At 60.4% G+C, this 10,970-nt stretch carries 11 protein-coding genes; 3 read left to right on the forward strand and 8 right to left on the reverse strand.

Annotated elements, in window-relative coordinates; all coding sequences use genetic code 11:
- Positions 1-66 precede the first annotated feature (66 nt).
- From AC1DRJ_RS12700 to AC1DRJ_RS12710, 3 genes are read right to left on the reverse strand one after another with little or no spacing between them, the layout of a single operon-like run.
- Positions 67-684 carry a TPM domain-containing protein gene (locus tag AC1DRJ_RS12700; RefSeq protein WP_477802452.1) on the reverse strand — a complete coding sequence of 206 codons (618 nt, stop codon included), beginning with the start codon at positions 682-684 and terminating at the stop codon, positions 67-69.
- Between the two features lie 28 nt (positions 685-712).
- Positions 713-1,468 (reverse strand): TPM domain-containing protein, encoded by a 756-nt coding sequence (locus AC1DRJ_RS12705; RefSeq protein ID WP_477802453.1) that lies wholly within the window; start codon positions 1,466-1,468, stop codon positions 713-715.
- A 33-nt stretch (positions 1,469-1,501) separates the two neighbouring features.
- A complete protein-coding gene (locus AC1DRJ_RS12710) occupies positions 1,502-2,110 on the reverse strand; it encodes a LemA family protein (protein ID WP_477802454.1) in 609 nt (202 codons plus the stop codon).
- A 236-nt stretch (positions 2,111-2,346) separates the two neighbouring features.
- On the opposite strand from AC1DRJ_RS12710, the gene bglX reads away from it, so the two are divergent.
- Positions 2,347-4,638 (forward strand): beta-glucosidase BglX, encoded by a 2,292-nt coding sequence (gene bglX, locus AC1DRJ_RS12715; protein ID WP_477802455.1) that lies wholly within the window; start codon positions 2,347-2,349, stop codon positions 4,636-4,638.
- Between the two features lie 140 nt (positions 4,639-4,778).
- On the opposite strand, the gene AC1DRJ_RS12720 is transcribed toward bglX, so the two are convergent.
- The 5 genes from AC1DRJ_RS12720 to AC1DRJ_RS12740 form a co-directional block, all read right to left on the reverse strand.
- On the reverse strand, positions 4,779-5,936 hold the full coding sequence (locus AC1DRJ_RS12720) for a phospholipase D-like domain-containing protein (protein WP_477802456.1): 1,158 nt from the start codon (positions 5,934-5,936) through the stop codon (positions 4,779-4,781).
- 1 nt (position 5,937) lies between these two features.
- A complete protein-coding gene (locus AC1DRJ_RS12725) occupies positions 5,938-6,528 on the reverse strand; it encodes a YceI family protein (protein ID WP_477802457.1) in 591 nt (196 codons plus the stop codon).
- A gap of 191 nt (positions 6,529-6,719) precedes the next feature.
- Positions 6,720-7,049 (reverse strand): amidase, encoded by a 330-nt coding sequence (locus AC1DRJ_RS12730; protein WP_477802458.1) that lies wholly within the window; start codon positions 7,047-7,049, stop codon positions 6,720-6,722.
- Positions 7,046-8,140: a serine hydrolase domain-containing protein gene (locus AC1DRJ_RS12735; RefSeq protein WP_477802459.1), complete on the reverse strand. Its 1,095-nt coding sequence runs from the start codon at positions 8,138-8,140 to the stop codon at positions 7,046-7,048. Before AC1DRJ_RS12735 ends, AC1DRJ_RS12730 begins: the two co-directional genes overlap by 4 nt.
- Positions 8,141-8,313: 173 nt before the next feature.
- Positions 8,314-9,192 carry an acyl-CoA dehydrogenase middle domain-containing protein gene (locus AC1DRJ_RS12740; RefSeq protein ID WP_477802460.1) on the reverse strand — a complete coding sequence of 293 codons (879 nt, stop codon included), beginning with the start codon at positions 9,190-9,192 and terminating at the stop codon, positions 8,314-8,316.
- Positions 9,193-9,346: 154 nt separating this feature from the next.
- On the opposite strand from AC1DRJ_RS12740, the gene olsB reads away from it, so the two are divergent.
- Positions 9,347-10,102, forward strand: coding sequence for an L-ornithine N(alpha)-acyltransferase (gene olsB / locus AC1DRJ_RS12745; RefSeq protein ID WP_477802461.1), 756 nt, complete (start codon positions 9,347-9,349; stop codon positions 10,100-10,102).
- Entirely contained in the window at positions 10,102-10,893 is a 792-nt protein-coding gene (locus AC1DRJ_RS12750) for a lysophospholipid acyltransferase family protein (protein WP_477802462.1), read from the forward strand. Before olsB ends, AC1DRJ_RS12750 begins: the two co-directional genes overlap by 1 nt.
- The last annotated feature ends 77 nt before the right edge of the window (positions 10,894-10,970 follow it).

Raw genomic sequence — 10,970 nt, forward strand, 5'->3', positions numbered from 1 at the left:
TTACGACTGCTGCGCAGACGAACGCAGGCTTCGCCAGCTGCTACAGGGACGCGTCGTGGTCAAGAATCAGCTTAAAACCACCAAGCGGTTCGGCAGTTCATTACGCACCTGCGTCACCGGCACGTGCACTTTGAGCAACTCACCACACGCCTCGATGCAAGTCACGAACCCTTGCAACGTCTGCCCCTGCTTCACCTGCTGGGTAAACGCCGCCACAATCGCGTCCCAGTTTTTGTTGTCCAGCCGTCTGGAAATCCCTTCATCCACCAGGATCTCCACATAGCGCTCCGCCTCGCAGACAAAAATCAGCATTCCGGTGCTACCGACCGTGTGGTGCAGGTTCTGCTCCAGAAACTGCCGACGCGCCAGGTTAGAGGCGCGCCAATGCCGTACCGAGCGCGGAACCAGGTGCGTGGTGACTTTCGGAAGACGGAACACCAGGCACAGCACGATGAAGGTGATCCATTGCACCAGCAGCAAACTGTGCAGGGTCAGCCAGCCGGTCAGGTAATGCACGATCCCCGGCACCATCAGCGCCAGCAGGCTGGCCCATAGCAGTGGGATGTACGCATAGTCGTCGGCGCGGGCGGCAAGCACGGTCACCAGTTCGGCGTCGGTGTCGCGCTCGACCCGGGCAATCGCCTCGGCGACTTTGCGTTGTTCGTGTTCAGTCAGTAACGCCATGTTTAAAAGTGCCTGCTCATTATTGTTATCACCAGCCGCCCGACGAACCGCCGCCCCCGAAACTGCCCCCGCCGCCGCTGAAGCCCCCGCCGCCACCGCCWCCACCAAAACCACCGCCGCCAAAACCACCGCTTGAGCCGCCCGAACCTCCTCGGCCGGCCGGCAGGATGCCGAGCATCTGCAAAACAAAAAACGTCAGGATGAACAGCATCACCAGAAACACAAAAACGCCGGGATGGCGCGCCATGAAGTCGCTGTCTTCATCACCGCGCGGTTCATAGACTGTCGACGGTTCATCCAGCGAACTGCCGCCCAACACCACCAGCATCGCCGCGACCCCGTCGCTGATGCCTTTGCTGAAGTTGCCGGCCTTGAACGCGGGGGTGATCACCTGATTGATGATCACCGAACTTTGCGCGTCGGTCAGGCGGTCTTCAAGGCCATAGCCGACTTCGATGCGCAATTTACGCTCGTCGCGCGCGACGATCAGCAGCGCGCCGTTGTTTTTATCTTTCTGACCGATGCCCCAGGCGCGCCCCAGTTGGTAGCCGAAATCCGCGATGTCGGTGCCCTGCAAGTCCGGCAGGGTGACCACCACCAATTGCTCGCCGGTGGCGGTTTCATGGGCCTTTAATTGCTGGGTCAGCTGCTCGCGCACCGACGGCTCGATCAGCTGGGCGTTATCGACCACCCGTCCGGTCAGAGGCGGAAACGTCAATTCGGCCTGCGCTGCCAGGGCGAACACCCAGAGCACCAGCATCAGCCCCACTTTCAACATGCGCATTGGCGACCTCATCCATGGTGCTGCTTCAGCCGATCAAAATTTCACTTCAGGCGCCTTATCGGCATTCGGCGTGGTCGCCTCGAAGGTTTCGCGAATCGGCAAATCGCTGTACATCACCGCGTGCCACAGGCGACCGGGAAAGGTGCGGATTTCGGTGTTGTATTTCTGCACCGCGAGGATGAAATCACGCCGCGCCACGGCGATGCGGTTCTCGGTGCCTTCAAGTTGCGACTGCAAGGCGAGGAAGTTCTGGTTGGCCTTGAGGTCCGGATAACGCTCGGACACCACCATCAAACGGCTCAAGGCACCGGTCAGTTGATCCTGGGCCTGCTGGAACTGTTTGAGTTTTTCCGGGTTATCCAGTGTCTTGGCGTCCACTTGAATGGACGTTGCCTTGGCCCGCGCTTCGATCACCGCCGTCAGGGTTTCTTCTTCATGTTTGGCATAGCCTTTGACGGTTTCCACCAGATTGGGGATCAAATCGGCGCGGCGTTGATACTGGTTCTGCACCTGGCCCCACGCGGCTTTGGCCTGTTCGTCGAGGGTCGGAATCGTGTTGATGCCGCAGCCCGCGAGTACTGTGCTCAGCAATATCAAGGCTGCAACCTGCAGGCTAGACCGATAGTGGTGTCGTACATTCATCTGGGTCACTCCTTGGCACATTCCATTGAAAAACAACCTGTACCCTTCTGACCGGGCACTTGGGGCATAATCTGCCGCCGCCACTGGATTGCATTGAGCCAATGGGCTAAAAGATGCCCCTAGCGCAAAACACTGCGCAAGTGTGCATGCATTTACCTGAACAACAATAGTCGCTCCCTAACTTTTGGCTGACCGGCGCGTATTCGCAGCCATTTAGGCTTTTGAGAAAACCATTCATGAAGAAGCTGTGTTTGCTGGGCCTGTTCGTCAGCCTGGCCAGTCATAACGTATTGGCCGCCACGAACCCCGCACCTCTTGAGAACAAGGACGCCTTCATCAGCAACCTGATGAAGCAGATGACCCTCGATGAAAAGATCGGCCAGTTGCGCCTGATCAGCATCGGCCCGGAAATGCCACGCGAACTGATCCGCAAGGAAATCGCGGCCGGCAACATCGGTGGCACGTTCAACTCGATCACCCGCCCGGAAAACCGTCCGATGCAGGACGCGGCCATGCGCAGCCGATTGAAGATCCCGATGTTCTTCGCCTACGACGTGATCCACGGCCACCGCACCATTTTCCCGATCCCGCTGGCCTTGGCCTCGAGCTGGGACATGGACGCCATCGGCCTGTCCGGGCGTATTGCCGCCAAGGAAGCCGCATCGGATGGTGTCGACCTCACCTTCGCACCGATGGTCGACATCTCCCGCGACCCGCGCTGGGGCCGTACATCCGAAGGCTTCGGTGAAGACACCTACCTCGTTTCGCGCATTGCCGGCGTCATGGTCAAAGCCTTCCAGGGCACCGGTGCCAACGCGGCCGACAGCATCATGGCCAGCGTCAAACACTTTGCCTTGTACGGCGCGGTCGAAGGCGGTCGCGACTACAACGTGGTCGATATGAGCCCGGTCAAAATGTACCAGGACTACCTGCCCCCTTACCGCGCGGCGATTGACGCCGGTGCTGGCGGGGTGATGGTTGCCTTGAACTCGATCAACGGCGTGCCGGCCACCGCCAACACCTGGCTGATGAACGACCTGCTGCGCAAGGAATGGGGCTTCAAAGGCCTGGCCGTCAGCGACCACGGGGCGATTTTCGAGCTGATCAAGCACGGCGTTGCTGCTGACGGTCGCGAAGCCGCGAAGCTGGCGATCAAGGCCGGCATCGACATGAGCATGAACGACACCCTGTACGGCAAAGAGCTGCCGGGGCTGTTGAAAGCAGGCGAAATCGAGCAAAGCGACATCGACAATGCCGTGCGTGAAGTGCTCGCTGCCAAGTACGACATGGGCCTGTTCAAGGACCCGTACCTGCGCATCGGCAAGGCTGAAGAGGATCCGGCCGACACCAACGCCGACAGCCGTCTGCACCGCGCCGAGGCCCGCGATGTCGCGCGCCGCAGCATGGTGTTGCTGAAGAATCAGAACGAAACCCTGCCGCTGAAGAAAAACGCAAAAATCGCCCTGGTCGGCCCGCTGGCCAAAGCGCCTATCGACATGATGGGGAGTTGGGCTGCTAATGGCAGACCGGCGCAATCGGTGACCCTGTTCGACGGCATGACCAATGCACTGGGCGCGCAATCGACGCTGATCTACGCCCGCGGCGCCAACATCACCAGCGACAAGAAGATTACGGATTACCTGAACTTCCTCAACTTCGACGCCCTGGAGGTGGTGGATGATCCGCGTCCGGCCAACGTGCTGATCGACGAAGCGGTGAAAGCCGCCAAGGACGCTGACGTTGTCGTTGCCGCCGTCGGCGAATCCCGTGGCATGTCCCACGAATCGTCGAGCCGCACGGACATCAACATTCCGGAAAACCAGCGTGAACTGATCCGCGCCTTGAAAGCCACCGGTAAACCGCTGGTGCTGGTGTTGATGAATGGCCGTCCGCTGTCGATTCTTGAAGAGAACGAACAGGCTGACGCGATTCTGGAAACCTGGTTCACCGGCACCGAAGGCGGCAACGCCATCGCCGACGTGCTGTTCGGCGACTACAACCCGTCGGGCAAACTGCCGATCACCATCCCGCGCTCGGTGGGTCAGATTCCGACCTACTACAACCACCTGAGCATTGGCCGGCCGTTCACGCCGGGCAAACCGGGCAACTACACGTCGCAGTATCTGGATGACACCACCGGTCCCCTGTTCCCGTTCGGCTTCGGTCTGAGCTACACCGACTTCAGCCTGAGCAACATGGCCCTGTCGTCGACTACGCTGAACAAGACCGGCAAGCTCGACGCCAGCGTCACGGTGAAAAACACCGGCAAGCGTGACGGCGAAACCGTGGTGCAGTTGTACATCCAGGACGTGACCGGCTCGATGATCCGACCACTCAAGGAACTGAAGAACTTCCAGAAAATCATGCTCAAGGCCGGCGAACAGAAAGTCGTGCACTTCACCATCACCGAAGACGATCTGAAGTTCTACAACACCCAACTCAAGTACGCTGCCGAGCCGGGCAAGTTCAACGTACAGATCGGCCTGGACTCACAGGACGTGACACAGCAGAGCTTTGAATTGCTCTAATCCGGCACACCGCAATACCCATGTGGGAGCGGGCTTGCTCGCGAAAGCGGACTGTCAATCAACATCATCGTTGACTGACACGCCCCCTTCGCGAGCAAGCCCGCTCCCACATTTGGTTTCAGTGTTTTCGAGGATTGGTATCACCCCCTGAGATTCAGCAGGTTCACCACCAGCCGGTCCACCCATCCCCAGACCCGTTGCTTGACCCGCCGCCACAGCGGTCGGCGTTGCCATGCCTCCAGGCTGACTTCCTGGCTCTGCGCAAAGTCCCGTTCGAAACTCCCCGCCACGGCCCGCGTCAGCCCTGGGTCCAGCGCTTCAAGGTTGGCTTCCAGGTTAAAGCGCAAATTCCAGTGATCGAAATTGCACGAGCCGATGCTCACCCAATCATCGATCAAGACCATTTTCAGGTGCAGGAAACATGGCTGGTATTCAAAAATCTTCACACCAGACTTGAGCAGTCGCGGGTAGTAGCGATGCCCGGCGTAGCGCACCGAAGGGTGATCGGTGCGCGGCCCAGTCAGCAACAGGCGCACATCCACGCCTCGACTGGCGGCACGCCGCAGTGAGCGGCGGACTTTCCAGGTCGGCAGGAAATACGGGGTCGCCAGCCAGATCCGTTGCTGGCCGCTGTTCAACGCGCGAACCAGTGATTGCAGAATGTCGCGGTGCTGGCGGGCATCGGCATAGGCCACCCGACCCATGCCTTCCCCCATGGACGGCACCCGTGGCAGACGCGGCAAGCCGAAATGCGCGGCGGGTTTCCAAGCACGTCGATGGCGGTTGGCGATCCATTGGCGGTCGAACAGCAACTGCCAGTCAATAACCAAAGGACCGGTGATTTCCACCATCACCTCGTGCCATTCGCTGGTGTCCTCACCCGGCGTCCAGAACTCATCGGTGACGCCCGTGCCACCGACCACCGCCAGGCTTTGATCGACCAGCAAGAGCTTGCGGTGATCGCGGTAAAAGTTGCCGACCCAACGCCGCCAGTTCAGACGATTGTAGAAACGCAGTTCGACCCCAGCCGCCACCAGGCGCTGACGCAAGGTCAGGGTAAATGCCAGGCTGCCATAGTCATCGAACAGGCAGCGCACGCGCACACCGCGCTCGGCCGCCGAAACCAAGGCTTGCACCATGGCCTCGGCGCAGGCGCCCGCCTCCACCAGATACAACTCCAGTTCGACCTGTTCTTCGGCGCGAGCAATCGCGATCAGCATGCGCGGAAAAAACTGCGGACCATCGATCAGCAGTTCAAAGCTGTTGCCTTCACGCCAGGGAAAAATTGCACCGGCCATGTCAGCGCGCCGTGAAAATCAGTACCGCACCCACCGGCACCGACAAACTGATGGCCGACAAACCGGCGACCTTGCGCAACGCTTCCAGTCCGGGTGCCAAATCGAAGTCCCCGGCATTGAGGACCAGCGGCTCGAGCGTTACCACCTGAAAGCGTCGATCGTCGAGACGCGTCGCCAGCAGCTCGGCGTTGTAGGCGTGTTGCTTGCCATGCAGGTTGACGGTCAGCGGCAAACGTAATTCCAACTGCGCGCCGGGGGCGAGGTCGTTGATGGGACGCAGATCAATCTGCGCGCTGATCAACGCTTCCGGGTAGGTCTGAACATCGAACAGCTCCTTGCGCATGCGCTCATCGCGCAATGGGATGCCACTGTTGACCGACTCCAGTTCGACTTCAACCTCGGCCAGGCCATTGGCGTCGACTTTGCCGTGCAGCACCAGAAAGCGCTGCACTTCGGAAATGTTGGCGTTTTTTGTGCTGATGAATGACAGCCGCGAGGACTCACCGTCCAGGTACCAATCGGCATGGGCCGACAGAGAGGCGCCGGCCAACAGCAGGAAAGCGAGGGTTTTAGAGAGGGAGCGGTTGAACATAGAGACTCTTGGACAGATGATCCGGTGCTGAACCTTAACCGTCCGTGAGCAAGATGCAAACCTGTAGCAGCTGGCGAAGCCTGCGTTCGGCGGCGAAGCCGTCGTCAAATCCTGCCAACTGGAACAATCTGAAACACAGCGGTGCCTGGTCTCACGACGGCTTCGCCGCCGAACGCAGGCTTCGCCAGCTGCTACGGGATCAGGCGGCAGCCTTGGCGTTCGCCGAGCCACGCCGCGCTGTTGCTGCGGCCCATGCCGCTGACGGTCACGCGTTTGCTGGCGGCGTCATCGACAAAGCGGCTGGTGGGCAGCCACTGTTTTACATAGCGGCGGCAGTACCCGGCCTCGTTGTTCATCACATACCGGCACGAGCAATATTCCTTCGCGGTGTAGGCGCTGATGATGTCAGGGAAGGCCCACAGCGCGACTCGTTCGTGCCAGATCCAGCCAAGCAAGGCGATGAGCAGGATCAACAGCAACGTGCTGAACGGTCGGCGAGGAATAAAACCGCGGCGGTTCATGGCTGCACCTGTTGCGAAAAGGCCTTTAGCGCAAGTTTGAGCAAATCATTGTGCTGGTAGCTGCCGTCGCGATCATCGCCATAGCGCACGATCACCAGGTGTTCACTGGGGATCACATACATCGCCTGGCCCCAATGGCCCAGCGCCGCGAAAGTATCGGCGGGGGCATCGGGCCAGGGTTGTGCCGCCCCTTCCACCGCGCGGTTGAGCCACCATTGACCACCAGGCACGGCGTCATCCTGATGGGCTTGATAGTGGGTGAACGGTTCGCGATTAAAGGCGACCCAGTCTTTGGGCAGCAATTGGCGATCCTGCCAGCGCCCCTCGCGCGCCATCAACAAACCGACTCGAGCCAGATCCCGAGCAGTGAGGTAGGCGTAAGACGACGCGACAAAAGTGCCCGTGGCATCGGTTTCCCAAACGGCATGATGGATGCCCAGAGGCTCAAACAGCGCTGTCCATGGATAGTCCGGATAACGTGCCGGACCGACGATGTTTTTCAGCGCGACGGACAGCAAATTGCTGTCACCACTGGAGTACCGAAACGCCTGACCTGGTTTGGCGTACTCGGCATTATCGGCAGTAAACGCTGCCATGTCTTGACGGCCACGGGTGTAGAGCATGGCCACCACCGAGGACTTTAACGGGGCGTATTCGTAGTCTTCCTGCCAGTCCAGGCCCGAGGCCCAGTGCAACAGGTCGGCCAGGGTGACGCCCGGGTGTTTTTGCATCGGTGGATAAAATGTCTGCACCGGGTCCTGGAGTTTGAACAGGCCTTGGCCATACGCCACCCCCAGCACCGTGGCCATGAGGCTTTTGCTGATGGACCACGTCAGGTGTGGCGTGTCGGCGGTGGTCGGGTCGGCGTAGCGTTCGTAGATCAACTGGCCGTCGCGAATCACCAGCAGGGCGTCTGTGCGGATGCCTTTTCGAGTGGTGTCGTCGCGGGGTGGGAAGGCGTAGGTTTCCAGGGCTTGGAGCGCTGGCCCGGAGCTTTTCGGGCCGATGGACCATTGCTCGGCCGGCCAGTTTTCGGCGTGGGCCGTGAGGCCGAGCAGCAGCATGACAATCAGGAACAAGCCTTTGAACATGGCGTGGGCTCGGGAGTATTAACGTGCAGAGGCTAGTTGAGGTTGATGACAGTTTTGGAGTTTATGTTGTCTTGAGGCCGTCTTCGCGAGCAAGCCTGCTCCCACATTTAATCGCGTTTTTTCTGGAGTAACTCGGTTGAATGTGGGAGCGGGATTGCTCGCGAAGGGGCCAGTCAGATCGACGCCAACGCTTTGGCCAACCGCTTACCCCTGGCCCCAGCCGCCAAATCCATCACCAACTGATCGCGCTGCCACATCTGCGCCCAATGCGGCGGCCCATCGGCCAGCGCCTGATCAATCTCGGCCTTGAGCCCCTCGAACTGGGCAAACAATCCACCGAGCAACACATGCCCGGCCGGATTGTTCGGTGCCTGGCGGCTGACTTCCGCGCACCCGGCCAGCAGCGCCAGCAACCGCAACTGCAAGGCTTGCAGCCAGTCACTGTCCTGACCAATCCCATACAGCCACGCGGTCATGGCGCTCAATACGTACACATCTTCAAGGGTACGGAACGGTTTGACGTAAGCATCCCAACCGTCCCCCGCCAACAACTCGCACAGGGCATTGTCGAGAAACAACTGGCCATGACTGATGTCCGGAATCAAAGCGATGGCCGGGAGTTTTTCCAGGCGCACGCCCGGTTCATCGGGGTAGACCACCGCCAGGCTCAGGCGCGCCGCCTCGCCGGGCGCTTCACTGCGGGCGGCGATCAATAGCCACTCGGCGGCATCACCGGCGGTGACGAAATCCTTGCGCCCGCTCAGGCGCAAATCGGTGAGGCGGGTTTGCATGTCCGCCGGTCGCAGGCTGCGCTGTTCGGTCGCGCACAACGCGCCGAGGCTCAGCGGCGCGCTCGGCCAAAGCATCCGCAACGCCGCCTGATACCCCACCAGAAACGCCAGCCCCGGCGTGGCCATCAGGCGCGCACCCGCCACCGCCAACTCGAACGGCGTCACCGGGCCCAATTGATCCAACAAGGTCGCGAAACCTTCTGCCAGATCAGGGTTGGCGGGCAGGCGTTCGCGGCGCTTCAACAGGGTTTGCCAGGGCATAAGAGGCTCCTCAAAGGCTGTCATATAAGCATCACCAAAGCTTAATGGCGATGACACTGGGGCTACATAGCCTGACCTTGCACAAAACGGCTACATAAAGAAAGTCGATCCGCTGTTACTCACGTCAGGTGAGCAGCCCGCAAGGAGATTTGCAATGACTCAGATCGCCCGCATCAGCGACACCGGAAACGACCGCCGCCTGCAAGCCGAACGACTGATCGGCAGCGCCGCCTTGCAGGAAGCCCAGGCCTTGCGCTTCAACGTATTCAGCGGCGAATTCAACGCCAGTCTCAAGGGCGCCGAGCTGGGTCTGGACATGGATGACTATGATGTTCACTGCGCCCACATCGGCGTGCGTGATTTGAACAGCGGGCGTCTGGTGGCGACCACCCGTTTGCTCGATCATACGGCGGCCAGCAGCCTGGGCAAGTTCTACAGCGAAGAAGAATTCAGCCTGCACGGCCTGGTGCACCTCGAAGGCCCGATTCTGGAAATCGGTCGCACCTGCGTCGACCCGGCGTACCGTAACGGCGGCACCATCGCGGTGCTTTGGAGTGAACTGGCCGAGGTATTGAACCAGGGCGGCTACAGCTATTTGATGGGGTGCGCGAGCATTCCGATGCAGGACGGCGGCGTTCAGGCCCACGCGATCATGCAGCGCCTGCGCGAACGCTACCTGTGCACCGAACACCTGCGCGCCGAGCCGAAAAAACCGCTGCCCACCTTGGCTATCCCCTCCAACGTCATCGCCGAAATGCCGCCGCTGCTCAAAGCCTACATGCGCCTCGGCGCGAAGATCTGCGGTGAGCCGTGCTGGGACGAAGACTTCCAGGTCGCCGACGTGTTCATCCTGCTCAAGCGCGACGAACTCTGCCCGCGCTACGCCAAGCACTTCAAGGCGGCCATGTGATGAGCCGCTTGCGGGTGTACGCGCGGATTGCGCGAGTGCTGGTGGTGGTCACCCTGGGTTTGAGCATGGCCGGTGTGTTCGGGCTGTTCGAGCGCATGGGCATCGCCCACTCGATGGTCCGCCGCCAGCGCTGGTCGCGATTTTTCATGGCACGGTTGAGCAATGCCCTGCCCTTCCACGTCACCGTGCATGGCGAGTTGCCCGAAGCACCGATGCTCTGGGTCAGCAATCATGTGTCGTGGACCGACATCCCGTTGCTGGGCATGCTCACGCCGCTGTCGTTTCTGTCCAAGGCCGAAGTGCGCACCTGGCCGGTGGCGGGCTGGCTGGCGGCCAAGGCCGGCAGTCTGTTTATCCGTCGTGGGGCGGGCGACAGTCAGCTGATCCGCAAGCAAATGACTCGCCACCTGGAACAGGCCCATCCGCTGCTGATGTTCCCGGAAGGCACCACCACCGATGGCCGTTCGTTGCGCACGTTTCATGGGCGCTTGCTGTCGGCGGCGATTGATTCAGAGGTGCCGCTGCAACCGGTGGCGATTCGTTACCTGCGCGATGGCGAGCTCGATTCGCTGGCGCCGTTTATTGGTGACGATGATCTGCTGTCGCACTTGATGCGCTTGTTTGCCAATGATCGGGGCAATGTGGAAATTCAYCTGCTCAAGCCGATTGAGTGTGAAGGCCGCGAGCGTGCGGCGCTGGCGTTCGAGGCGCAGCAAGCGGTGCAGACAGCGTTGTTTGGTGCGATTCCGGAGAAGCAGCAAATCCCGATGCGCCCCGCCATCGCAGCTTAAACACATGTCTAATGTGGGAGCGGGCTTGCTCGCGAAAGCGGTGTGTCATTCAACATTAATGCCGACTGATGTACCGC

This window comes from Pseudomonas sp. P5_B2, from assembly GCF_056400445.1.

Coding starts and splice junctions, on each gene's coding strand:
- AC1DRJ_RS12700 (WP_477802452.1), bottom strand. CDS start 684: ATGGCGTTACTGACTGAACACGAACAACGCAAAGTCGCCGAGGCGATT.
- AC1DRJ_RS12710 (WP_477802454.1), bottom strand. CDS start 2,110: ATGAATGTACGACACCACTATCGGTCTAGCCTGCAGGTTGCAGCCTTG.
- bglX (WP_477802455.1), top strand. CDS start 2,347: ATGAAGAAGCTGTGTTTGCTGGGCCTGTTCGTCAGCCTGGCCAGTCAT.
- AC1DRJ_RS12720 (WP_477802456.1), bottom strand. CDS start 5,936: ATGGCCGGTGCAATTTTTCCCTGGCGTGAAGGCAACAGCTTTGAACTG.
- AC1DRJ_RS12725 (WP_477802457.1), bottom strand. CDS start 6,528: ATGTTCAACCGCTCCCTCTCTAAAACCCTCGCTTTCCTGCTGTTGGCC.
- AC1DRJ_RS12730 (WP_477802458.1), bottom strand. CDS start 7,049: ATGAACCGCCGCGGTTTTATTCCTCGCCGACCGTTCAGCACGTTGCTG.
- AC1DRJ_RS12735 (WP_477802459.1), bottom strand. CDS start 8,140: ATGTTCAAAGGCTTGTTCCTGATTGTCATGCTGCTGCTCGGCCTCACG.
- AC1DRJ_RS12740 (WP_477802460.1), bottom strand. CDS start 9,192: ATGCCCTGGCAAACCCTGTTGAAGCGCCGCGAACGCCTGCCCGCCAAC.
- olsB (WP_477802461.1), top strand. CDS start 9,347: ATGACTCAGATCGCCCGCATCAGCGACACCGGAAACGACCGCCGCCTG.